Source organism: Thalassobacillus devorans (genome assembly GCF_900176565.1).
Lineage (GTDB): Bacteria > Bacillota > Bacilli > Bacillales > Halobacillaceae > Thalassobacillus > Thalassobacillus devorans_A.
On sequence record NZ_FXEH01000006.1, the window covers coordinates 152,136 to 174,775 of the forward strand.

A 22,640-nucleotide genomic window follows, 5' to 3' on the forward strand; every position below is an offset into this window, starting at 1 on the left:
TGGCTGGGAAAACGGATCGCTTTCCGTGGGCATGTGGTGAGCTTCCTCAGGCTTCGCCTTGCGGGATCTCACCGCTCATGTTCATCCCACTGGAGTCTCACCGTTTTCCCAGCCACCATACTTTCATTAGTTTCTCGAAACTTCCATCAGAAATAGAGTGATTTTGGAGCAGAAAATACGGTCGATTTACCATTGTATAAGTGATCCTGGTGCGGAAAAGGAGGTGAGGCGCTTTGTTATCGTCTTATGAGGAACAGGTTCTTAGGGAAGCGAAGCGCTGGGAAAAATCTTTAAGCAAACGTGACACGCTGATTCAACGTTCTTCCAAAAGGATTCAAACAAAAATAAACAAGAAAATTCCGGAGCGCGTACATCAGGTCGTAACAGAAAGTATTCGTAAAATGATTGAGGCAGCGCTGACGAGTTCCGAATATATCGACCCAGTAGAAATCAAGTCAGATGCTTCTTTTCGAGAACGGGAAGTTATGGTATACGAGCGGATGAAACGGTATAAACGTACTGCCGCTGTTGAAGGAGCGGGGACAGGAGCAGGAGGGCTGCTGCTTGGTATGGCCGATTTTCCGTTACTATTGAGTATTAAAATGAAGTTCTTATTTGATGTCGGCCAGCTTTATGGCTGTGAAGTTCAGAATTATCAAGAACGGATGTACATTCTTCATGTCTTCATGCTGGCTTTTTCCAGTGATAACAAGCAAAAGGAAGTAGCGGCTATCATTAATCATTGGGAACAGGAACAGTTGAAATGGAAAGAAGTCGATTGGAAGTCATTGCAGCTTGAATATCGCGATACTATTGACTTTGTTAAAATGCTTCAACTGATCCCTGGGTTCGGGGCTGTAGTAGGAGCGTGGGCGAATACAAAATTGCTGGAGCAGTTAGGGGAGACGGCGATGAATTGCTACCGTCTCCGGACGCTCCGTGATCGTTAAGATGTATACTTTTCCTGGTACGAACGGTAAGCCTGGAGCAGCGTTTTGGCCGCATGAGGAAGTGCCCGTTCGTTGATATCAAACTTAGGGTGATGATGAGGATATTCGTGTCCTTCTATCTTGGCACCGGTAAAATAAAAAGCACCTGGTTTCTCTAGTAAGTAGTAAGCGAAGTCTTCTCCTGCCATGCTCGGTTCGATTTCTCTGGTCGTTAAGGAGGCGTCAGCTTCAGGCGCTTCATCAAGGATCAAAGCTGCCTCCGCGGCGTGATTGATCACTGGCGGATACCCTTTATAATAATCGAAATCGTAATCAGCTTCATAAGGGATACAGGCAGACTGTGTAATTCGCTCCATTTCCTTGATTATCGTCTCCTGAACTTCAGAGTCGAAGGTACGGACGGTTCCGGTCAGCTTGGCGGAATCCGCAATAACATTGAATGCTGTGCCTGATTCAAACTGAGCGACCGTGACGACAGCGGTCTTCAATGGATCAAGACGCCGGCTTACGATTTGCTGCAAGGATGTCACCAATTGCGATCCGATAACAAGAGCATCTTTGGTGAGGTGCGGCTGAGCACCATGCCCCCCTTTTCCTTTGATGGTGATTTCGAACCGGTCTGCTCCGGCCATGAAAGCACCTTTGGTCGTTTCTATGGTACCGAGTGGGGTCGTCGCCCACAGGTGGGTACCAAACACCGCATCAACATCATCGATTGCACCGCTCTCGAGAATCGGCTTTGCGCCTCCTGGCGCGTATTCTTCGGCGTGCTGATGCAGGAATACGACTGTGCCAGGGATTTTGTCCTGATAGTTGATGAGTACTTTGGCAAGTGTCAGCAGGACGGCAGTATGACCATCATGTCCGCACGCATGCATAGCACCCTCGTTTTTAGACTTATATGGTACGTCATTTTCTTCCTGGATCGGCAGGGCGTCAAAGTCAGCACGAAGAGCGATTGTCTTGCCCGGTCTACCGCCTTTTAGCCTGGCGATGACTCCGTTGCCGCCAATATTGGCTTCGTACGGGATGCCTAGCTTTTCGTATGTATCAGCAATGTATTTCGCTGTCTTTTCTTCCTGGAACGACACTTCGGGATATTGGTGTAAATATCTCCGGATTTCAATCATTTCTTCGTAGGATTCATCAATAGCGGTGTAGATATCTTTCCACATGAACAAGTTCCTCCTCCGTAGGTTAACTTGTTTTTAATTCTATCACATTCATCGCCATTGTCAGAATTATGTGGACATAAACAAAACGCCCGAACGGCGATGTCCGGACGTTTTTGTGCTTTAATTATTAAGATAATCGCGGGTCTGCCAGCAGACGTTCCATTTCTTCCATGTGCTGGGTTTCATCAGCGATCATATCCTCAAGCTTGACTACTAATTCCGTCAAGCCAAGTTCGTCTGCCTGCTGTTTGCGTTTTTCATAACGATTAATTGTATCTTCCTCTGACTTGCGAGCTTCTTCCAGCATGTCCTTGACGTTCGTCAGCTGCTTTACTTCTGCTGGAGTAGTGGTAGGGGTGCCTCCAAGAATTTTAATTTTTTCGGACAGGTAGAGGGCGTGACCCTGCTCGTCTGCGATTTCTCCTTCGAAAAATGGCTTCAAAACGGAATAATAAAGTCCATCAACTGTTGCTGCGTTATACGTATACATAATCGAAGCTGCATATTCATGTGCTAAGTCTTCATTCAAACCATCAATCAATTCTTTCATATTTTCATCCATATCCATTCATCCTTTCCAATAAAATATTCCATTGTTACTATTCCCTGGATAGTTTTTCATAAACGTCTAAGTGGTATCGTAAGGAAGAATGGGGGTACAGTCGATGACGAAAAAACAGCGCTACTTTGTGGCAGCCATGCTTGTGCTGGCGTCCCTGTCGGTTATCCTATTCACGTTCCAGGCAGCTTCAGAAGGGACACCAATTCTTGACCGCTGGGCAAGTCCATTTGTTGCTGAAGTCGAAGGAACTGCTGTGGAATCTATGTTCCGATGGATTACCGAGTTGGGTTCGAGCTGGTTCTTATATACGATAGCGATCATAGCAGGGTTGATTCTCAGGGTTTACTATAAAGATAGCATCGCAGGGGTTATGCTTGTGTCAGGTGTGGCTGCAGGTTATGGCTTTAACTTTGCTATTAAGCATCTAGTGCAGCGGGAACGACCACGCATTTTGGAAAGTGTCGATGGTACAGGATTAAGTTATCCCAGTGGTCATGCGATGGTATCGGTGGTTACCTATAGTCTGCTTGTTTATTTTTTGATGATACAAATGAAAAGTATGAAGGCAGCCGTCTGGATCATTGTGGTGGGCCTGATATTGGTTCTGCTCATCGGATTCAGTCGTTATGTGTTACGGGTGCATTATTTAACGGACGTGATGGCAGGTTTCAGCTTTGGAATCCTTGTCGTCGCGGTTTGGATATCTTTATATCATATATGGAAAAGAAGAAAAGAATCATCTCCGACTTGAGACGGAGAAAGAACCATTCCCCCGGGCGTTACACCTCGGGGATTTTTTTGTGATAATAGAACCAGGAAAATAAAAGATAACCCTGTAAAAAAAGGGATTAAAGACAAGGTTGTCTAATTTAAATAAAGATAGAGACAAAAAGGGATGAGCGATGATGAGAAAAGGATGGCTGCATTTCTTGCTTGCTTTCTTGCTGATAGGAACAGGTATCGTGCTAATGTTGGAAAACCTTGGAGTGATTGATAAGACGTTATATATATCATTGGGATTGATACTGGCCGTAATCCTGATGCTTATCGGACTGAAGCTCTGGTGGGACAGGGTTACAGGACACGGGGGTTCCTGGATGTTCGGTTCTTTTTTTACTGTTTATGGGCTCCTGGTGCTGCTGGGAGAAATAGGCGTTATTACATTTACGTTTGGCGATGTGTTCAAACTCTGGCCGCTTCTATTTATCTATATTGGATTCGGTATGTTTCTCGGGGGCAGCCGGAAGCGGTTCCAGGTGAATGTTGATACGGGAGACCTCAGTGGATCTTCATCTGAAAAAAAACATAACAATAAGAAAATGCACACGGTAATTGGAGACCATCAATATAATGCAGAAAATTGGAAAGTGGAACCGATGCAACTGTGGAATGCAGTTGGGGATTACCACTTTGATTTTACAAAAGCTTTTATCCCGGAAAAAGATACCCCTATTTCTGTGAAAGGCTGGGCGGGAGATATAAAAATGCTGATGCCGGAGAACCTTGATTACCGTATAGAAGCATTTGTTAAAGCGGGCAGTATCAATCTTCTCGGAAAGACATCGGACGGCATCAATAGAACGACGACTTTTGAGACGCCAGGTTACCAGGATGCAGCAAGGCGATTGACGATCGATATTGATCTCAAGGCTGGCGATGTCCGGGTCGACAAGGTATAGGAGCGGATAGTATGTTGAAGCGATTAAGCAGTATTCGATATACATTTATACGATCGCATTTATTTGGGCTGATACTGAATACCTTTGTGCTTCTGGCTGTCCTGCTCTCTGTCCATGTATGGTTCACACCGGAGTGGCTGTCAGCAGGAGCAATTCTTTTATTTATGGGTATTTATTTTCTGCTTGGTCTGTTCATGGCCTTTTACGCAGGCTTCCGCTCAAGCGGAGATTTAAAGGATCGTATCGATAGTCTGTCGACAGTGATTACCCATCTGGCAAGAGGGAACTTCAAGACGAAAGTTTTGTTCAGTGAAGAAGATGAAATTGCTAGAATTGCCAGTGAGTTAAATGAGCTGGGCGGTAAATTGCAGGAACAAAAGGACTCTTTAGTGCGTCTTGCGGATGAGAAAGCAGAGCTCGCTAAAAAAGCCCATAGTGCTGCGACCATGGAAGAACGCCAGCGCCTGGCCAGGGATTTGCATGATGCGGTAAGCCAGCAGTTATTCGCATTGACGATGATGTCCCAGGCGGCGGTAAGGATGTTCGATAAAAAACCAGATCAGGCAAAGCTGCAGCTGGAGGAAATTTCTGCGATGGCTTTACAGGCACAGACAGAAATGCGGGCATTATTGCTGCATCTCAGACCTGTCCATTTATCAGGGGAACCGTTGACCAAAGGAATCGAGCGCCTGGTTCAAGAATTGGAGCAGAAATGCCCCATCCATTTTCACGTACAAATGGAGGAAACACCTGGTCTCTCTCAGACAAAAGAGGAACATCTATTCCGGATTATCCAGGAGGCCTTATCCAATATACTGCGGCATTCCAATGCCACGGATGTCAATGTGAGCCTGAAAGAGAAAAACGAAGAGCTTTTTTTACATATCGGGGACAATGGAGTGGGGTTCAATATGAAGGAAAAAGAAACGATTGTTGCTTCCTATGGATTAAAAACAATGCGAGAAAGGACAGGAGAGATAGGGGGCAACTTTGTACTCCGCTCACGGGAAGGGGAAGGTACGCATATTGATATACGTGTACCGTTGCAGACAGTTAAGGGGGAGATAGGATGATAAAGGTTGTGGTAGTTGATGATCATGATGTTGTCCGAAAAGGAGTCATCGCTTATTTGAATACTGAGGATGAGCTCGACATCATCGGAGAAGCCTCCAGCGGTAATAAAGGTGCAAAGCTGGTTGCTGACTTGAAGCCGGACGTCGTGCTGATGGATTTGATCATGGAAGATGGCACCGGCATTGAAGCTACAAAACAGATCATGACCGAACACCCCGATGGTAAAGTGATTATTCTGACCAGCTATTATGATGATGAAAAAGTGTTCCCGGCGCTTGAGGCAGGAGCATTCAGTTACATGCTGAAAACATCATCAGCCGATGAAATCGCCGATGCTATCAAGAAAGCCTATCGTGGTGAAAATACGATCGAACCAAAAGTGGCGGGGAAGATGATGAACCGCTTCCGATCATCCGACAAGAAACCCCATGATGAATTGACACAGCGGGAGCTGGAAGTGTTGTTATGTATCGGGGAAGGGATGACCAATCAGGAAATCAGTGATTCTCTTTATATAGGCATCAAAACCGTGAAGACCCATGTCAGCAATATACTTAGTAAACTCGGTGTCCACGACCGGACACAGGCCGCGGTCTATGCCCATAAAAATCAATTGCTGAAAAAGATATGATGGAATGAAAAAGTGAGCGGCATCTATGCCTGCTCACTTTTTACATGCGCTCTATTAAATCTCAGAGTTGTTTTTCAATATAAGCTCTCTTTTTCTCAAGACTCACTTTCAATATAGAAATCATTTATTCTTCGTCGAATTGTACCATTCGGTACTTAGTGATATAAGCGTCACCGTCGATAAAGGAAGGTTTTTTGGTATGCTTTGGTCCGGAATTTTGATGCGCCTGTTCAAACGACTGGGAGTTCTTCCAGTCTTCAAAGTCATTTTCATTGCGCCATTGCGTGAGAACTACATAAGTGTTTCCTTTTAAGGGACGGAGAATGCGCAGTGCCTGGAAGCCTTCCATTTTTTCCACTCCGCCTTTGCGGTTTTTAAAGCGGTCTTCAAAAACAGGACGACCTTCGTCACTGACAGGAATGTTGTTCATAACGACGAAACCTTCCGGCTGCATCTCACCAACAGCGTCTACCGTTTCATATTCCCGTCCTTCATTGAAAATACTAGGCTCACCTTCATGGTAGGCGACGGTTTTATCTGGGTCCTGCATGAAAAAGAGTGTCGTTTCTGGGTGTTTCTTATCTAGATTTGCTAAATAGTTTGGTGTACCATTTGTCATAGAAACTTTCATTTGCACATATCCCCTTTCCATTATAAATTCAGTTTAGCAATGACAGAAAAGAAAAAACAAGTTATAACACATAGAGGAAAGTTATAAGAAAGGATGCGCAAGCCTTGAAACTTTGGAATAACAACGATAGACCGACGACCAGAATGAAACGTCTGAAGAAAAAGCGTTATAAATGGGCCGCGATTGTCGCATTAAGTGCTGTCATACTGGCTGTGCTTGGCTACTTGACGATTTTGTTTGGCGGCATGCTGGTGGCAGATAAAGAAAAGCTGGTATTGAATGATGCCACGACCGTAGAACTGGAAAACGGAGAAGTGATCGAGCGAATCTACACGGAGAATCGCACCCTGATATCGATCGATGAAATACCGGATCACGTCGAGGAGGCGTTTATGGCTGTTGAGGATGCCCGTTTTTATGAACATGGGGGAGTGGACCCGCGGGCAATTTTCCGTGCGGTTTATAAAGACTTGATAGCGATGAAGAAGGTAGAAGGCGGCAGTACGATTACGATGCAGCTGGCCAAAAACCTGTTTTTGACCAATGATAAGACCTTTATGCGAAAGACGAAAGAAGTAATGGCTGCACTGTATTTGGAGCGTAATTACACGAAAAAAGAAATACTGGAACTATACCTGAACCGGATTTATTTTGGAAAAGGAATTTATGGGGTCGAGCAGGCTTCCCAAGTTTTTTATAACAAGCCTGCCTCAGAGCTGACTATTTCTGAAGGGGCAATGCTCGCGGGTATGCCAAAAGCACCGAACACTTACTCGCCGATTGATAATCCGGAGGAAGCCGTGAAGCGAAGGAACGTCGTGCTCGACCGTATGCACAGTGTTGGTATGATTACATCCGAGCAGTTACTTCAGTTGCAAGGTAAGACGCTTGAAGTGAATTACCAGGAGCGAGAAGATCAGAAATGGTCCAATAGTTACGTGGATCTGGTCATCCGGGAAGCGGCGGCCCGTTACAATATCAGCCGGGATGAACTGAAGCGCGGAGGTTACCGGATTATTACCGGCATGGACCCTGATATCCAGAAAATCGCTTATGAGGAAATGCAGAATGGCGAATATGCACCAGGGTCTGTCGAGGGGGTTCAAGGCGCATTCACGCTGATGGATGCGGACAGCGGAGCAATTGTTGCCGCTATCGGAGGACGTGATTACGAGCATGGTACCATGAACCGTGCCAACGTACGGCGTGCCCCAGGTTCAACAATCAAACCATTGTCGGTCTACGGCCCGGCGATGATGGAGGCAGGGTATGATCCATACTCCTTACTAGTTGACCGTCCAATGAAATTTGGTAATTACGAACCAAAAAACTATGATGGTAATTATGAAGGGCTTGTCTCCTTATATGATGCGCTGGTGAAGTCAAAAAATGTTCCAGCGGTATGGCTGCTTGACCAAATTGGTATTAAGACTTCCAAAGAATACTTGAAGAAACTTGGCCTGGAAACCAATGACAGCGGCTTGTCGCTGGCGCTCGGCGGACTAGAGCATGGCTACTCACCAGTGGAGATAGTAGAAGCTTACCGTGCTTTTGCGAGAGGCGGAAAGTCGATTGATGCGTACGCCATTAAGAAAATCGAAGACCGAAACGGAGAAGTCATCGAAGAGATGGAACCGAAAGAACGAACTGTTTTTTCTGAACAGGTGGCCTGGAATATGACCGAGATGCTTCAGCGTGTCGTTTCTCATGGAACCGGGACATCGGGCAGTTATGGGAAAGCATTAGCTGGCAAGACAGGTACCCAGCAGCATGATTCCGTCTCAGGTAAAAATAAAGATGTATGGTTTGCCGGCTATACACCGGAATATGTCGGAAGCTTGTGGATGGGTTATGATTCATCCGGGAAAGATCATTATCTGGAAGGGGGGAGCAGCTACCCCACCGCTATGATGAAAGCGATTTTGACAAAAGTTGATCAGCAAAAAGGGTTGAGCGCCAGTTTTCAACAGCCTGAAGGAGTAGAAGAAGATATTGCTCCTCCCGTAAAACTACCAGCAATCGACGATCTTAACGTCAAGTTTGAAGTTGGAGGTTCATCGCTTATCCGGGGCAGATTGTCATGGTCTCCTGGTGAGGATGATCGAATTGTCTATCACATTTATAAAGAGGAGCCTGGAGTCGATAGCCGAGTAGGGGAAGTAAAGGGCGAAGGGGCGTTCACGGTGGAAATAAAGAACGTCTTCAAGCGCCATACCTACTATGTTGTTCCTTACGATCCGTATACGAAGATGGAAGGACAGCAGTCCAACCGCGCAGTGTTAGAGTGGTAATTGGGAAAATCGCACAAAATGGTGACAAAAAATCCTCAAGTTCTATGTAGATAGTAAAAAAGTGTTATAGTGGTATACGGATAAAAAGTATGACAGTTCATGGGAAACGGAGTCCAGCATGTGTTGAAAGATCCGCTTCCAGTTATGTTGAACATATAGTAAAGGGGTTATTTAGCATGATAAGACAGATCAACGATACGATATTGAGAGCTTTCCGCGGGGAGACGACCGATTACACACCAGTGTGGTATATGCGTCAGGCTGGCCGTTCTCAGCCGGAATACCGTCAGCTGAAGGAAAAGTATTCCTTGTTTGAAATTACTCATCAGCCGGAGTTATGTGCCTATGTAACGAGGCTGCCAGTGGAACAATATGGCGTAGACGCGGCGATTCTCTATAAAGACATTATGTCGCCGCTTCCTGCTATTGGTGTCGATGTCGACATTAAAAAAGGAATTGGTCCGGTCATCGATAATCCGATCCAGTCCAAAGCTGATGTCGAAAAATTAGGCACGATCGATCCAGAATCCGATGTTCCTTACGTGATGGATACGATCCGACTACTGACAAAGGAGCAGCTGGATGTTCCATTGATCGGTTTCAGCGGGGCCCCGTTTACCCTGGCGAGCTATATGATTGAGGGTGGACCTTCAAAAAATTATAATAAAACCAAGTCCTTGATGTACAGCGACTCGGAAACATGGTTTATGCTAATGGATAAATTGGCCGATATGACGATCGAATATGTCCGGGGACAAGTCAACGCTGGAGCAAAAGCGATTCAAATTTTCGACTCGTGGGTGGGTGCGTTGAATCAGGAAGATTACCGCACATTCATCAAGCCGGTCATGCACCGTATCTTTTCTTCGCTTCAGGAAGAAGGGGTACCGTTGATCCTGTTTGGTGTCGGAGCACGTCATTTGATCACAGAGTGGAATGAGCTGCCCGTCGATGTGTTAGGCCTGGATTGGAGAATGTCAATTGCAGAAGCGAGAAATCTTGGCATCACGAAGCCGCTTCAAGGCAACCTGGACCCTTCCCTGCTGCTATCGGACTGGCACGTCATCGAGGAGCGTACCAAACGAATCCTTGATGAAGGGAAGGAAAACCCGGCTCATATTTTCAACCTTGGCCATGGGGTAACACCGGATATCAAACCGGAAACACTTAAACGGTTGACCAGCCTGATTCATGAGTATTCCAGCAGAAATTAGAGGTGAATGATTGATGGCAAAGAAACAAATGGGGCTGCTTGTAATGGCTTATGGCACTCCTTATAAAGAAGAAGACCTTGAACGTTACTACACACACATTCGCCGCGGGCGCAAACCGTCGGAGGAAATGCTGCAGGACCTGCGCGAACGTTATGATGCTATTGGCGGTATATCTCCGCTGGCACGTATCACAGAAAATCAGGGAAAAGCGATCGAAGCAAAACTGAATGAGCTTCAGGACGATGTAGAATTTAAACTTTACCTCGGTCTTAAACATATTGAACCATTCGTAGAAGATGCAGTAGCACAAATGGCAGAAGACGGTATCAAAGAAGCAGTTTCACTTGTACTGGCACCGCATTATTCTACTTTTAGCGTCAAATCCTACAATGGTCGTGCTCAGGAAGAAGCGGCGAACCATGGATTGACAATCAAGTCCGTGGAGAGCTGGTATGATGAGCCAGGATTCATTGATTTCTGGAAAGAACAGATCGATTCTGTATATAACCAAATGGATGACACGGAAAAGGAGAAAGCCTGCCTGATCGTGTCTGCGCACAGCCTTCCGGAGAAAATTCTCCAAGGAGGCGACCCATACCCTGACCAGTTAAAAAAGACAGCAGACTTGATTGCTGAAGCTTCTGGTATCACCCAATACGAAATTGGCTGGCAGAGTGAAGGGAACACCCCGGATCCCTGGCTTGGACCGGACGTACAGGATTTAACGAGAGACTTATACAACGAAAAAGGCTATCGTTCCTTTGTCTATGCACCGGTAGGGTTTGTATCTGACCATCTCGAAGTTCTTTATGACAATGATTATGAATGTAAAGTTGTCTGTGATGAAGTAGGTGCGAACTACTATCGTCCGGAAATGCCTAATACCCATCCTAAATTCATTGATACTTTAGCAAAAGTCGTTTTGGAAAAAGTGAAAGAATAGGGGATGTCCATGTCTGAAACTAAACAAATTGTAGTAGTCGGCGGCGGAATTACAGGTCTCGCTGCCGCTTACTATTTGCAAAAAGAAATCAAACATCAGCAGCTTCCTTACGAAGTTAAACTGTTGGAAGCAAGTGATAAATTAGGTGGAAAAATCAAAACGGAACAGAGGGATGGCTTCACGATCGAACGGGGACCAGATTCCTTTTTAGCCCGTAAGAAAAGTGCATCAGAGCTTGCTTCTGAAGTCGGACTTGGCGATCAGCTGGTTCCAAATGGTACTGGTCAATCGTATATTTTAGTGAAAAATAAGCTTCATAAAATGCCGAGTGGCTCTTTTATGGGAATTCCAACGAAAGTACGTCCGTTTCTGTTTTCCGGTTTGTTTTCCCCCGTCGGGAAAGTGAAAGCCGCAAAGGACTTCGTTAAATCGAAAAGCGCTCCGCAGGACGACCAGTCGCTTGGTCACTTTTTCCGTAATCGTCTTGGGGATGATGTAGTTGAAAATCTGATCGAGCCATTGTTATCCGGAATATATGCCGGCGATATTGATAATCTTAGCCTAATGTCCACGTTTCCGAACTTCTATCATCTGGAACAGGAATACGGCAGCTTGATTAAAGGCTTGAATAAAACGATGCCTGCACGAAAACCTGCCAAAAAAGGTAAAAAGCCGAGTATGTTTTTAACGTTGAAAGATGGCTTGGAGTCGTTGGTAGAGGCGGTTACCGATCATCTTGACGAAGGGACAGTCCATACGAATAAAGCGGTGGATCATATTGAAAAGAAAGACAGCCATTATAATCTTTTATTAAATGACGGAACTGTCATGGAGGCAGCTTCTGTGATTCTAGCTTCGCCTCATTCTGCTGCTGAGCGGATGTTGAGTAAACATGATTTTATGAAGCCGTTCCAGGAGATGCCGGCAACCTCTGTCGCCAATGTGGCGCTGGCTTTCGATGCCTCTGCTGTCAAAAAAGACATCGATGGCACCGGGTTCGTCGTGTCGCGTAACAGTGATTTTCGCATTACTGCCTGTACATGGACGCATAAAAAATGGCCTCACTCAACGCCGGAAGGAAAAGTTCTGCTCCGCTGCTACGTCGGCAAACCGGATGACCAGGAAGTCGTTGACCTATCTGATGAAGAAATTGTTGATATAGTCCTTAATGATCTCAATAAAACCATGAAAATTACCGCTGATCCGGAATTTTCCGTTATCACCCGATGGAAAAATGCCATGCCGCAATACACGGTTGGTCACAAACAGCGGATGAATGAAATCCAGCAAGCGATGCAACAGAAACTTCCAGGCGTGTACCTTGCTGGAGGGTCTTATCACGGCGTCGGTGTTCCAGACTGTATTGACCAGGGGAAGGAAGCAGTCGAAAAAGTATTGAATTTCCTGAAATAATAACCTCATGCCTACACAAATGAAATCACTTAGTAGAAGGAAAAAGCTCGGAATTTAATTCTGAGCTTTTTTCTTTCGCTATAACCTTTTTAAAATTAGTTATTATTCTTTCCATTTATAGGTGCGATTGAAGCGCATTGTTACCGCTAATACTACAGATGACCATCTATTGAAGAAAAGAGGTTATCTGATGAAAAAGCTTTTAACACAAGGATTTTCTCTGTTTTTAATGACATTTCTGATTGCCTGCGCTGCCGGGAATGACGAAGGAATGCGTGATGTCAACAATGATCCGCGACAGGTCAACTTTGGTCCTGACGATTTTTCTCCAAGGCAGGATAACATCCAGCGGGATGAATATCGCTTTTTTACTGACTATGATCTTGGAGAATATACACAACGCGACAACTATCAGAACCCAAATGGCAGTAATTACCCGAACGGTAATACCGTAACGCCGGACAATCGAAATGATGAAACAGCCCGGAACCAGCCGCAACAGCCTCAGGGCGATCAAAATGTCAATGACATTCAGCAGCAGGTTGTCGATCTTACCAACCAGGAACGGGAGAAGAACGGTCTCAAACCGCTCAAAATTGACACGGAAGTGATGGAAGTCGCTCAGGAAAAGTCAGAAGATATGGCGGAAAATGATTATTTCAGTCATAACTCTCCGACTTATGGCAGTCCTTTTGACATGATGAAAGACTTTGGAGTCGACTATCAAAGAGCGGCAGAAAACATCGCAGCCGGTCAGCAGACGCCTGAAAGTGTCGTAGAAGGATGGATGAACAGTCCTGGACACAGAAAAAATATTTTAAATGGACAGTTGACTCATATCGGTGTCGGTTATGATGCGAATGGGGACTACTGGACCCAAATGTTTATCAGAAAATAAGTATGAATAAAAGAATCCCGCAAACTTGCGGGATTCTTTTTTTTAAAATATTTTAGAACAGAGGCTGAATTTTTTCTTGAAGAGTAGGAATTCTGTTATAGTCACGTTAATACAAAACATAAAAAATAGGACAGCTATATAACAGCTGTCCAAAGGTGAAAGGAAATCATCGCAAAGGATATTCGTTTAACAGCACTTAGCGTGCTGGATGATCGCATTCATCACAAAGGTTGCCGTAGCAGTCTGCTTTCTCATCAATGGCATTACCGCAGCTTGCACACTGTTTACGTGGAAGATTTTTAAAGAATTCAACAATACTCATCATGAAAATCGCCTCCTGATTTTGTGTTTGAAGTTAGTATACCCATATTGTAATATAACAAAACACAGAATACAATAGGCTGTTATAAAACAATTTTAAAATAGTAAATATGTTGGAAAAAGGAGGAACTTATATGAGAGTGACTGTCATTGGCTTTTGGGGGGCTTATCCGGCTGCTGAAAGTGCGACATCATGCTATTTATTCGAACAGGATGAATTTCGGTTACTGGTGGATTGCGGCAGTGGGGGTATGTCAAGATTGCAGAAATATATTGATCCTTTTCAGTTAGATGCAGTACTTATTTCCCATTACCACCAGGATCACATTGCGGATGTTGGCGCCCTGCAATATGCCTGGCTGGTACAGAACACCTTGCAAGACACTAATAAGAAACTTCCCATTTATGGACATCCGTTTGATACAGCGAAGTTCAACTCGTTGTCGCATCAGTACACAGAAGGAAAAGCGTACGACCCATCGGAAACTCTAAGTATCGGCCCGTTTACGGTGAAATTTCAGGAGACGAACCATCCTGTTCCCTGTTACGGCATGGCGGTTACTAATGGTAAACACCAAGTCGTCTATACAGCCGATACGAGTTTTTCCGAAGCGTGGATTCCTTTTGCTGAAGGCGCCGATTTATTAATTACCGATACAAATTTTTATAAAGGAATGGACGGGACAGGTCCAGGCCATATGACGAGCGAGGAAGCAGGTGCTCTCGCAGACAAAGCAAGAGTCCGCGAACTGCTGTTAAGTCATCTTCCCCATTTCGGCGAACACGACCAGTTGATCAAGGAAGCGAAAGAGAGATATGAGGGACTGGTTTCGCTCGCCGAAGAAGGATGGACGTGGGAAAGCCAATGAATTGTTTCTTTTGCGGGATTTCATTACAATGGTAGGTGGCAGAATAAATGAAAGGGCTGATTGTCATGCTATTTATTGATAATGAGGGAATCAATGACCCGCGAATCAATCTGGCTATTGAAGAATACGCACTGAAAAATTTAGATATCAACGAAACATACTTATTGTTCTATATCAATAAACCGTCGATCATTATCGGAAAAAACCAGAACACCGTAGAAGAAATCAATACCGATTATGTAGAAGAGAACGGAATTCATGTGGTTCGTCGTTTGTCAGGCGGTGGTGCTGTTTATCACGACCTTGGTAACTTGAACTTCAGCTTCATCACGAAGGATGATGGGGATAGTTTCCATGATTTTGCGAAGTTTACGGAACCTGTAACAGCAGCACTTAAGAAACTTGGCGTTGATGCAGAGCTTTCCGGACGAAACGATATTACGGTCGATGGACGTAAAATTTCCGGTAATGCACAATTTTCCACGCGCGGCCGTATGTTCAGCCATGGAACCTTGATGTTCGACTCGGAAGTTGAGCATGTAGTAAAATCATTAAATGTAAAAACGGAAAAAATCAAATCCAAAGGCATTAAGTCGATACGAAGCCGTGTTGCTAACATTTCCGAATATCTGGATGAAAAAATTACGATGGACGAGTTCAAGCGGCTGATCCTTCGTTATATTTTCGATGTGGAAGATGTAAAGGATGTGCCGCAATATAAATTGACCGAAGAGGATTGGAAAGCCATTCACAAGTTGTCAGAAGAACGCTATCAGAACTGGGAATGGAATTATGGCAAATCACCGAAATTTAACATCCAGCATACGAAGCGGATTGAAGGAGCAGGAAGTTATGATGTCCGCCTTGATGTAGCAAAGGGTATGATCAAAAACGTGAAAATTTATGGTGACTTTTTCGGCGTCGGTGATATTAGTGAAATCGAGGAGCGGCTGATTGGCACAAAATATGAGAAAAGTGCTATCTCGGAAGCATTGGCTGAGGTAGATATTTCCCATTATCTTGGTAAAATTACAAAAGAAGGTTTTCTTAATATCCTTTATTAATATCACTAAAAAGACTCCTGGAGACGAGGCCACTGAAGAACTGAAGGTCTATGAAAAGTAGAATTTTAAAAAAGCGGTCTGTGTGGAATTGATTTCCATACAGACCGCTTTTCGTCTAATTTCAAGAGGTTTGTGCCCTCTATTCCTTTATTAGCTTAACGATTCGTTTCACATTAGCCGTGAAAATCGCCATCGCACCTTGCATGCGCATGCCTTCGAGACCCGAAGATGAGGCGATCTCATATCCGTGTCTATGCTTCAATTCGCTATTCTTCGCTTCAATCTTATATCTTTCCTTCGCCCTTTCTTTGAAGCTATCGCTGTTTTGAAAGGTGAGTTGATCCATATGTTCTTCTGATTTTAGGCTGACCGAATAACTTTTGGTTTTGGCCCCAGGTTTATAACATCCTTCCTGAAGGGGACACCGTTTACACTTTTCGACATCAAAATAGTGGGTTTCTACCTGATTTTTTGCTTGACCCTTCTTGCCCTGACGGGCTTTTCGAAAAGCCATATGACCAGCCGGACAGACATACAAGCCAGCGTCTTTATTAAATTCAAATTCTTCTTCTTTCTTACGATATCCATGAGAAACCGAAGGGTTCAACTTGGAAATGAGTTCGATCTCATTTTCTTTGGCATAGTTGATATTTTCCTTTGCCGAATAAGCTGTATCTCCAATGACTTCCTCCACTTCTAACCCAGCTCCTCGGCTTTTCTTCACTAACGCAGGTAACTGCTTTCCGTCCGTTTTTTCTCCGGTAGTCACTGTGGCCGCCGTAATGATGCGTTCCTGAGACATGCCGAGATGCGTTTTATATCCAAAGAAAGCAGAGTCAGCTGATTTATGTCCCAAACGGGCATCAGGATCTTGAGATTCCTGCAATTCCAGTTGGTCATCTGTAATCGTCTCTTTCAGTAAGTTCAGAGGTTCTTTGATTTTGGGGATAAAGACGAGTTTTGGTTCTTTTTCAATGACTTCGACAAGACGTTCCGAATAGTCCAGCTCAGCTTCAAGCGTATCTTCGGTTGGTTTCTCAGGAAACTTTTTCTTCATCGATTCATCGACGGAATAAATCATTTTACGGACGTTCTTGGAACGGGTACGCAATACTTCTTGAGGGGATGTTTGATTGTATCGAGCTCTGGTGTGCGTGGCATCAAGGATGAGAGACTTCGATTGAATCACGCCTTTCTCAAGAGCGACCTCCACGGTTTTTCCAATCAGGAGATCTAAAAGGTTTGTGTCTTTAAGACGTTTACGACGAAAGTAAGCTAATAAGCTGGGATCAATGACCTCATCTTCTGGTGCCATTTCAAGGAAATATTTGAAGGACATGTCGACCTGAGCTCGTTCCACGAGATCCACATCAGACAACGTATAGATGGTTTTCAGGAGGAGGTATTTAAACATACGAATGGGATGAACAGCGTTCCGTCCATTGTCATGACAGTATTTATCCTTCAGTTCGTCATAAACGAAGGAAAAATCTATAAGCTCATTGATTTCCCGAAGAAGGTGGTCCTTAGGGACCACCATATCGTAGAGTCCTTCGTACTGGCTTAAATTCATGGATAATTGACGGTCTAGCATCGAATCCCTCACTTTTATGTATTACTTTCATTGTACAAGAAAAAAGAGTGACTTTCTTTTATAAATCAAAGAAAATCACTCTTTTTCGTTATTCCTCTGTTGATTCCACGATGAGCGTTCGGTGGTGACGCCTGCGGGAACAGCGCGAGTCGAAGATCAACTTGGTCAAGTGATCTTCTTGACCAAGTTAGCTGAGGCCGTGCCCGCGGCAAGCATCCACCGACAAGCGATTCGTGAGAATCAACAACAAACGTTGACATTCCCTTTAGGTTATAAAGGACTTTTTCAGTGGCCTCCTGGAGACGGGAGTCTTTTTATTTATCTAAAACCTATGATAAAAATACAGTTGTTGCAGGAAAGTTTTCAGTATTTTATAATTAGAATGAATATTTTTTACAGAATGGTGAATGACCATTCATTCATTTTATTGCGAAGGGGGACACAGTATGAATATCAGTGATCAATTATCACTGACGGCACAGCAGCAACCAGACAAGGCAGCGTACATATTTCAGGATAAGGAAACCAGCTATCAGGAATTAGAAGGAGCCGTCACAAAGTTTGCTTCCAGTCTTAAGCAGCTTGGTTATGGAAAAGGGGATCACATCGCATTGGTCGTTGGCAATAGTCCATTTTTTGTTATTGGTCTATATGGCGCCTTGCGAATCGGAGCCACGGTAATCCCAATCAATCCGATTTATACGGTTGACGAAATTAGCTATATTTTGAAAAATGGAGACGTCAAAGGCGTTATTACGATGGATGTCCTGCTCGAGAAATTTGAACATATGGATGCACACATCCCGGGTATCAGGCATTATTTCGTAGGAGAGACAGGGGGAAATCCGGGCTGGGAACAGTCTTCTTTAAGCGAAAAAATGAAATCGTTTACAAAGACTGTTGGAGCAGGAAGTCTGGAGCTGGAACGTCCGGAGCTTGATGACAATGATACCGCGGTTATTCTCTATACTTCTGGAACGACCGGGAAGCCAAAAGGGGCGATGCTTACCCATAAAAACATCTATTCCAATGCCAAAGATGTCGCGGACTATTTGGAATTCACCAATGATGACAGGGTGATTGCTGCGCTGCCAATGTTCCATGTTTTCTGTCTGACTGTTGCCTTGAATGGTCCTTTGATGAATGGCGGGACCGTACTGATTGTGCCGAAATTCTCTCCGCAGGCTGTTTTTACAATTTCTCAAGAGTGGAAGGCTACTGTATTTGCGGGTGTACCGACAATGTATAACTACCTGCTGCAAACCGGAGATGGCATGGAAGAAACGTTCAAGCATAACCGTCTCTGTATTTCCGGTGGTGCGTCGATGCCGGTTGCACTGTTGAAAGCATTCGAGAAAAAATTCGACGTCATCGTTTCCGAAGGCTACGGGCTCTCTGAAGCCAGCCCTGTTACCTGCTTCAACCCGCTTGATCGCCCTCGAAAACCAGGGTCGATCGGCACGAATATTAAAAATGTCGAAAATCGTGTCGTGGACGAGCTTGGAGAAGAGGTGGCACCAGGGGAAGTCGGAGAGTTGATTGTTAAAGGCCCGAATGTGATGAAGGGCTATTACAAAATGCCTGAAGAAACTACTGTGGCTATTCGCGACGGATGGCTGTATACCGGGGATATGGCGAAAATGGACGATGAAGGGTACTTCTCTATCGTCGACCGCAAAAAAGACATGATCCTCGTTGGCGGCTACAACGTTTATCCGCGCGAAGTGGAAGAAGTGTTGTATGACCACCCTAACATTTCGGAAGTAGCAGTCATCGGAGCCCCTCATCCGGATTCCGGTGAAACGGTGATCAGCTTTGTCGTCTCCGATGATCCTGACTTGAATGAAGAACAGGTGATCACATATTGTCAGGAACACCTGGCCAAATATAAAGTACCGACCAGTGTGGAATTTTTAGAGGAGCTTCCGAAGAATACGACAGGTAAAATTTTACGTAAGAATTTGCGCGAAAAAATCACTCAGTAAGAAAAAGGAGGCCCCGGTGCGGGCCTCCTTTTTGTGGGGGGTGTCTCCTTGGTGATTGTCTCATATATGACGATGCGTTCTCATTTAATTTTAAATTTGTCTCGAAAAAATTCGAATCTGTCTCTCTTATTTTCGAAATTGTCTCTCATCCTATTGTGATTTCTCTTATCCGGTAAGATTGTTTCTTTTAGCGTTGTTTTGTCTCATAAATTGACTCTGGCGGTTTAAGATTGAAATCAGTCGACGGTCCTCATAATTCGTTTGAATACTTTTTCTTTATCGAAGCCTTCTCCCATGGAAAACTTCTCAATCAGGTAATTATCCTGGTCGATCAGGTAAGTGAACGAATCGTGGACAATATAGTCGGTGCCACGGTCTTCAAAGCGGAAGCGGAAAGGTTCTGCAAAAGCTTTCGTATCTTCTAACGATCCTCTTAAGAAAGTCCAGCCATTTTCATCCGGGCTGATGGCGTAAGTATCCATGTATTTTTGAATGCGTTCTGGCGTATCCTTTTCCGGGTCGATCGATATCGAAATGAATTCCATTTCATCCCCATACACACCTTCTTGTTTCAGCATCTCGCGAAGGTGCATCATCCTTTGAGTGGTGAGTGGGCAGACATCCGGGCACTGGGTGTAATAAAATTCAATAAGCCGTACTTTCGGTTCCATGTTTTCAAAATCATAGCTTTCTGCTGAGGCCGTTTCAAGCAGGACATCCTTCGGCAGCTGAACGCCGGCATCACGCCAAACCTCAATATATAGAATACCGAGTGTGATTCCGATGGCAATGATCCCGGCAAACATGGCATAATATCTTTTTTTCATCATAACTCCCCCTGCATCATTACGAATAGAATATACTTTTATCATACAATGTTCTGGTAGGGGAAATAGGGGAAACTCGTGACGAACTGATGACAAAAATTTGAAAACAAATTCACAATTTCAACTGAAATCCGAACTGATTTCAAATAAATGAGAATTTTATGACAAAAACTAACAATAGCGCAAACGTTTTTGCGGTGTACCGCAACACTTTTTCGGTGAAGGAATAACGGGTATATATTAAAATAAAATCATGAGTTAGTTGTTAATCACCTCGGTGATTGACAACAGATTGGAAAAGCTTCCCAAGCTTTTTCATGGATTTAATTCCCTCACTCAAAAGTTTAACCAGTCGTCTCTTTGGCCAATATCCACCGTTTGGATATTGGTCCTTTTTTATCTTCTTTTTACATAGGCTTTGTTAAAGGAAAGCTCCCTTTTACTTAAGACTCAGTTTCAAGAGAAACTGTTTCCGTTATGGAATGGAGCGTTTGGAGTTCCGGGAAATCACTCGCTTTCCATGGGCGTACGAGCTCGCCAGTTCCCCCACAGGAAAGCGAGTAGTTTCCCAGCCGCCCCTGACACTTTTATAGTAAAGAACCCTAGATATCTCGAAATCAAGTCTTCGACTTTTCGGCATTTTAATTGAATAACTCTCTTATGAGAACAACAACGTTTAATTGCATAAAAAAACTCCTCAATATGCCGTGAGGAGTTGTTTGTGGTCATTTTTTTGAAGGTGGCTGGTAGGTGATGAGGAATTCTTCGTCCGTGATGTAAAAGTCGCGGTCAGGACGGTAAGGCAGCAGTTTTAACGTTTCGAGTTTGTAGTAGCTGACTCGTTTGTAGGGATCGTTTTCTATGATGGGGAGTTCCTTTGTTGCTTTCATATATTGATCGACGGCGCGCTGGACATGGTCGAGATCCAGCGCGAGCTGCTTCTCTTCTTCCGGAAAAATTTCATAGGTCTCCCGCGACATATAGTAGGTCTCTACCGGGATACCTTTCAGGTAAGGGGCGATTAAGTCGTAGTCGATCGTCAAGTCTTCTTTAATAATGACACTCAGTTCGACGCCTTTTGGAAGCTGGCTGGCATAGGCATTGACTGCCTTTCGAACTTCATGGATTGGAATGCTGCGCTGCTCATAAACTTCTGTCGGTTTTGGAGCAGGCTTCGATTTCTTTTTCTTCCACATTAACCCATCCCTCCTTGTTTAAAAAAGATATAACAGGCACACACTAACAGGGGAGGTGTGTGCGAAATGGAAAATAGCCAATTAAATGAACGGGAACTCGATATCTATACCTGTATCAACCCTGAGTTCGGCTGGCCGGATGATGACTGTTGGCATGACGGCCATAAAGAAGAATTAGAGGCCAGGCAGGTTCCTTCAGCTCAATTATAGCAGACAGAATAGCCATTCCCTGATAAATTAAAAAAGATTTGTGAAAAATTAGGACTTTTTTCATGTTTAGTGGTACATTTAAATAGCACGAATTCTTTTAAGTCAGAAAGGAAGATGACATGAATGAGTCCAATTAAAAAAGATACCTTTGAGATTACAGCGCAGACCCTTGCTCTGGTGGCAACGACTACGCCTTACGGTAAGGTTTTGACAGAGGTAATTGAAACCGGAGCAAGACATGAGCTTCCCGTCCACCCAAGCCGGCTGGTTGATGAAGCATGCCGCTATTTCGCTTCCAGTCTGCCGGGCCGCTTAGCCGGTACGAAACAAGTTGCCGGGTTTACTCATAAACCTCCGATTGTAATTTCCCAGTCGATGGGCATCTACTTCTTTCCTACAATTTCTCCGAAACGAAAAGACTGCTCCTGGATTTCCCACAGTCATATCCACTCTTTTAACAGCCTTGACGGCTACCAGACTACTATTGAATTCACCAATGGATCCTCCATCGTTGTGCCTGTTTCACCGGGCATGATTGCCAATCAGATCCAGCGTACCGCCCAGTTCCGTTTCCTTCTGGAAAACCGGATCAAGCATTCTTCTCTGTATACTGCGGAGCAGATCGCAGAGCCTTTTGCATAAGTTCGTACAGGATATTTTCTACTTTCTTACGGATTGCCGGATTGAAATAATTGCGTTTTTCTTCATAGCCATGTGCGAGGAACAGGAATGAAGTGAAGGAATCGTTCTTGCTGATCTGGACGACCTGAAGCTTTTCCCGGTCCATACGGGCGCGCAGGTTTCTTCTTTCTGTGCGGGCCTCTGATTCCATTTTCCCTAACAACTCCAAATAGTGTTCCTTGATTTTGAATTGTCCTTTCTCGATGTGCCGCCGATCCTGCTGGATGACTACTAGTGCCATCGAAAGAAACAGATAGCGGGAGGTGACCTCCAATTCTTCTTCTTTTAAATAGCGCATGACATTTCCCTCCGTCGCGAACGTATGTTCTGTTACGAGTATTATAGCACGAACGGAAAAAAAGTATGCAAGTTTTTTCTGGAAAATTTGGAAGCACTCCACTGAGCGAGGGAATTTTAGGGTAAGCTATATAC

General features: G+C 44.4%; 23 protein-coding genes. 15 read left to right on the top strand and 8 right to left on the bottom strand.

Annotation, left to right across the window (positions count from 1 at the left end):
• Positions 1-233: 233 nt before the first annotated feature.
• Positions 234-950: an EcsC family protein gene (locus tag B9Y67_RS11665; protein ID WP_085506897.1), complete on the top strand. Its 717-nt coding sequence runs from the start codon at positions 234-236 to the stop codon at positions 948-950.
• Here the strand turns inward: B9Y67_RS11665 and B9Y67_RS11670 are convergent.
• Together B9Y67_RS11670 and B9Y67_RS11675 are read right to left on the bottom strand one after the other, a co-directional pair.
• Positions 947-2,125 (bottom strand): M20 metallopeptidase family protein, encoded by a 1,179-nt coding sequence (locus B9Y67_RS11670; RefSeq protein ID WP_085506898.1) that lies wholly within the window; start codon positions 2,123-2,125, stop codon positions 947-949. The genes B9Y67_RS11665 and B9Y67_RS11670 overlap by 4 nt on opposite strands.
• A 127-nt stretch (positions 2,126-2,252) precedes the next feature.
• On the bottom strand, positions 2,253-2,687 hold the full coding sequence (locus B9Y67_RS11675) for a ferritin-like domain-containing protein (protein ID WP_085506899.1): 435 nt from the start codon (positions 2,685-2,687) through the stop codon (positions 2,253-2,255).
• Positions 2,688-2,790: 103 nt separating this feature from the next.
• On the opposite strand from B9Y67_RS11675, the gene B9Y67_RS11680 reads away from it, so the two are divergent.
• The 4 genes from B9Y67_RS11680 (at position 2,791) to B9Y67_RS11695 (ending at position 6,071) form a co-directional block, all read left to right on the top strand.
• Positions 2,791-3,438 (top strand): phosphatase PAP2 family protein, encoded by a 648-nt coding sequence (locus B9Y67_RS11680; protein ID WP_176223982.1) that lies wholly within the window; start codon positions 2,791-2,793, stop codon positions 3,436-3,438.
• A 154-nt stretch (positions 3,439-3,592) separates the two neighbouring features.
• Positions 3,593-4,366, top strand: a complete 774-nt coding sequence (gene liaF, locus B9Y67_RS11685) for a cell wall-active antibiotics response protein LiaF (RefSeq protein WP_176223983.1) — start codon at positions 3,593-3,595, stop codon at positions 4,364-4,366.
• A gap of 11 nt (positions 4,367-4,377) precedes the next feature.
• Positions 4,378-5,439, top strand: a complete 1,062-nt coding sequence (locus tag B9Y67_RS11690) for a sensor histidine kinase (protein WP_085506902.1) — start codon at positions 4,378-4,380, stop codon at positions 5,437-5,439.
• Positions 5,436-6,071 carry a response regulator gene (locus B9Y67_RS11695; RefSeq protein ID WP_085506903.1) on the top strand — a complete coding sequence of 212 codons (636 nt, stop codon included), beginning with the start codon at positions 5,436-5,438 and terminating at the stop codon, positions 6,069-6,071. The genes B9Y67_RS11690 and B9Y67_RS11695 overlap by 4 nt, the downstream gene beginning before the upstream one ends.
• Before the next feature lie 124 nt (positions 6,072-6,195).
• Here B9Y67_RS11695 and B9Y67_RS11700 read toward each other — a convergent pair whose 3' ends face one another.
• Positions 6,196-6,702 carry an antibiotic biosynthesis monooxygenase family protein gene (locus B9Y67_RS11700; protein WP_085506904.1) on the bottom strand — a complete coding sequence of 169 codons (507 nt, stop codon included), beginning with the start codon at positions 6,700-6,702 and terminating at the stop codon, positions 6,196-6,198.
• Between the two features lie 104 nt (positions 6,703-6,806).
• On the opposite strand from B9Y67_RS11700, the gene B9Y67_RS11705 reads away from it, so the two are divergent.
• The 5 genes from B9Y67_RS11705 to B9Y67_RS11725 all read left to right on the top strand — a co-directional run bounded on the left by B9Y67_RS11705 (position 6,807) and on the right by B9Y67_RS11725 (position 13,461).
• The gene (locus B9Y67_RS11705) at positions 6,807-8,993 is read left to right on the top strand and encodes a transglycosylase domain-containing protein (protein WP_254901789.1); all 2,187 of its coding nucleotides are present in this window, start codon (positions 6,807-6,809) and stop codon (positions 8,991-8,993) included.
• A gap of 176 nt (positions 8,994-9,169) precedes the next feature.
• Positions 9,170-10,207, top strand: coding sequence for a uroporphyrinogen decarboxylase (hemE, locus tag B9Y67_RS11710; RefSeq protein ID WP_085506905.1), 1,038 nt, complete (start codon positions 9,170-9,172; stop codon positions 10,205-10,207).
• A 13-nt stretch (positions 10,208-10,220) separates the two neighbouring features.
• Complete coding sequence (hemH, locus tag B9Y67_RS11715; RefSeq protein WP_085506906.1) at positions 10,221-11,150, top strand: ferrochelatase; 930 nt, start codon at positions 10,221-10,223, stop codon at positions 11,148-11,150.
• A 9-nt stretch (positions 11,151-11,159) separates the two neighbouring features.
• Positions 11,160-12,563 carry a protoporphyrinogen oxidase gene (gene hemY / locus B9Y67_RS11720; protein WP_085506907.1) on the top strand — a complete coding sequence of 468 codons (1,404 nt, stop codon included), beginning with the start codon at positions 11,160-11,162 and terminating at the stop codon, positions 12,561-12,563.
• A 190-nt stretch (positions 12,564-12,753) separates the two neighbouring features.
• Entirely contained in the window at positions 12,754-13,461 is a 708-nt protein-coding gene (locus B9Y67_RS11725) for a CAP domain-containing protein (protein ID WP_085506908.1), read from the top strand.
• Between the two features lie 196 nt (positions 13,462-13,657).
• Here the strand turns inward: B9Y67_RS11725 and yhfH are convergent, their stop codons facing one another.
• A complete protein-coding gene (gene yhfH / locus B9Y67_RS11730; protein WP_082411990.1) occupies positions 13,658-13,786 on the bottom strand; it encodes a protein YhfH in 129 nt (42 codons plus the stop codon).
• Positions 13,787-13,916: 130 nt separating this feature from the next.
• On the opposite strand from yhfH, the gene B9Y67_RS11735 reads away from it, so the two are divergent.
• Together B9Y67_RS11735 and B9Y67_RS11740 are read left to right on the top strand one after the other, a co-directional pair.
• On the top strand, positions 13,917-14,651 hold the full coding sequence (locus tag B9Y67_RS11735) for an MBL fold metallo-hydrolase (RefSeq protein ID WP_085506909.1): 735 nt from the start codon (positions 13,917-13,919) through the stop codon (positions 14,649-14,651).
• A gap of 65 nt (positions 14,652-14,716) precedes the next feature.
• Positions 14,717-15,715, top strand: a complete 999-nt coding sequence (locus B9Y67_RS11740; protein ID WP_085509162.1) for a lipoate--protein ligase — start codon at positions 14,717-14,719, stop codon at positions 15,713-15,715.
• 139 nt (positions 15,716-15,854) lie between these two features.
• Here the strand turns inward: B9Y67_RS11740 and B9Y67_RS11745 are convergent, their stop codons facing one another.
• A complete protein-coding gene (locus B9Y67_RS11745) occupies positions 15,855-17,309 on the bottom strand; it encodes an IS1182 family transposase (RefSeq protein WP_085506910.1) in 1,455 nt (484 codons plus the stop codon).
• Positions 17,310-17,755: 446 nt separating this feature from the next.
• On the opposite strand from B9Y67_RS11745, the gene B9Y67_RS11755 reads away from it, so the two are divergent.
• Positions 17,756-19,294 carry a fatty acid--CoA ligase family protein gene (locus tag B9Y67_RS11755; protein WP_085506912.1) on the top strand — a complete coding sequence of 513 codons (1,539 nt, stop codon included), beginning with the start codon at positions 17,756-17,758 and terminating at the stop codon, positions 19,292-19,294.
• Positions 19,295-19,530: 236 nt separating this feature from the next.
• On the opposite strand, the gene B9Y67_RS11760 is transcribed toward B9Y67_RS11755, so the two are convergent.
• Complete coding sequence (locus tag B9Y67_RS11760; protein WP_176223984.1) at positions 19,531-20,121, bottom strand: SCO family protein; 591 nt, start codon at positions 20,119-20,121, stop codon at positions 19,531-19,533.
• Positions 20,122-20,846: 725 nt separating this feature from the next.
• Entirely contained in the window at positions 20,847-21,317 is a 471-nt protein-coding gene (locus B9Y67_RS11765) for a DUF3939 domain-containing protein (protein WP_085506914.1), read from the bottom strand.
• 66 nt (positions 21,318-21,383) lie between these two features.
• Here B9Y67_RS11765 and B9Y67_RS20705 point away from each other — a divergent pair, with 66 nt between their 5' ends.
• Entirely contained in the window at positions 21,384-21,527 is a 144-nt protein-coding gene (locus tag B9Y67_RS20705) for a hypothetical protein (RefSeq protein WP_176223985.1), read from the top strand.
• Positions 21,528-21,650: 123 nt separating this feature from the next.
• On the top strand, positions 21,651-22,169 hold the full coding sequence (locus tag B9Y67_RS11770) for a competence protein ComK (protein WP_085506915.1): 519 nt from the start codon (positions 21,651-21,653) through the stop codon (positions 22,167-22,169).
• On the opposite strand, the gene B9Y67_RS11775 is transcribed toward B9Y67_RS11770, so the two are convergent.
• Entirely contained in the window at positions 22,117-22,506 is a 390-nt protein-coding gene (locus B9Y67_RS11775; protein ID WP_062444268.1) for a hypothetical protein, read from the bottom strand. The genes B9Y67_RS11770 and B9Y67_RS11775 overlap by 53 nt on opposite strands.
• Positions 22,507-22,640 lie beyond the last annotated feature (134 nt).

Coding starts and splice junctions, on each gene's coding strand:
- yhfH (WP_082411990.1), bottom strand. CDS start 13,786: ATGATGAGTATTGTTGAATTCTTTAAAAATCTTCCACGTAAACAGTGT.
- B9Y67_RS11765 (WP_085506914.1), bottom strand. CDS start 21,317: ATGTGGAAGAAAAAGAAATCGAAGCCTGCTCCAAAACCGACAGAAGTT.
- B9Y67_RS11745 (WP_085506910.1), bottom strand. CDS start 17,309: ATGCTAGACCGTCAATTATCCATGAATTTAAGCCAGTACGAAGGACTC.
- hemH (WP_085506906.1), top strand. CDS start 10,221: ATGGCAAAGAAACAAATGGGGCTGCTTGTAATGGCTTATGGCACTCCT.
- hemE (WP_085506905.1), top strand. CDS start 9,170: ATGATAAGACAGATCAACGATACGATATTGAGAGCTTTCCGCGGGGAG.
- B9Y67_RS11690 (WP_085506902.1), top strand. CDS start 4,378: ATGTTGAAGCGATTAAGCAGTATTCGATATACATTTATACGATCGCAT.
- B9Y67_RS11740 (WP_085509162.1), top strand. CDS start 14,717: ATGCTATTTATTGATAATGAGGGAATCAATGACCCGCGAATCAATCTG.
- B9Y67_RS11775 (WP_062444268.1), bottom strand. CDS start 22,506: ATGCGCTATTTAAAAGAAGAAGAATTGGAGGTCACCTCCCGCTATCTG.
- liaF (WP_176223983.1), top strand. CDS start 3,593: ATGAGAAAAGGATGGCTGCATTTCTTGCTTGCTTTCTTGCTGATAGGA.
- B9Y67_RS11670 (WP_085506898.1), bottom strand. CDS start 2,125: ATGTGGAAAGATATCTACACCGCTATTGATGAATCCTACGAAGAAATG.
- hemY (WP_085506907.1), top strand. CDS start 11,160: ATGTCTGAAACTAAACAAATTGTAGTAGTCGGCGGCGGAATTACAGGT.
- B9Y67_RS11675 (WP_085506899.1), bottom strand. CDS start 2,687: ATGGATGAAAATATGAAAGAATTGATTGATGGTTTGAATGAAGACTTA.
- B9Y67_RS11735 (WP_085506909.1), top strand. CDS start 13,917: ATGAGAGTGACTGTCATTGGCTTTTGGGGGGCTTATCCGGCTGCTGAA.
- B9Y67_RS11680 (WP_176223982.1), top strand. CDS start 2,791: ATGACGAAAAAACAGCGCTACTTTGTGGCAGCCATGCTTGTGCTGGCG.
- B9Y67_RS20705 (WP_176223985.1), top strand. CDS start 21,384: ATGGAAAATAGCCAATTAAATGAACGGGAACTCGATATCTATACCTGT.
- B9Y67_RS11725 (WP_085506908.1), top strand. CDS start 12,754: ATGAAAAAGCTTTTAACACAAGGATTTTCTCTGTTTTTAATGACATTT.
- B9Y67_RS11755 (WP_085506912.1), top strand. CDS start 17,756: ATGAATATCAGTGATCAATTATCACTGACGGCACAGCAGCAACCAGAC.
- B9Y67_RS11770 (WP_085506915.1), top strand. CDS start 21,651: ATGAGTCCAATTAAAAAAGATACCTTTGAGATTACAGCGCAGACCCTT.
- B9Y67_RS11700 (WP_085506904.1), bottom strand. CDS start 6,702: ATGAAAGTTTCTATGACAAATGGTACACCAAACTATTTAGCAAATCTA.
- B9Y67_RS11695 (WP_085506903.1), top strand. CDS start 5,436: ATGATAAAGGTTGTGGTAGTTGATGATCATGATGTTGTCCGAAAAGGA.
- B9Y67_RS11760 (WP_176223984.1), bottom strand. CDS start 20,121: ATGAAAAAAAGATATTATGCCATGTTTGCCGGGATCATTGCCATCGGA.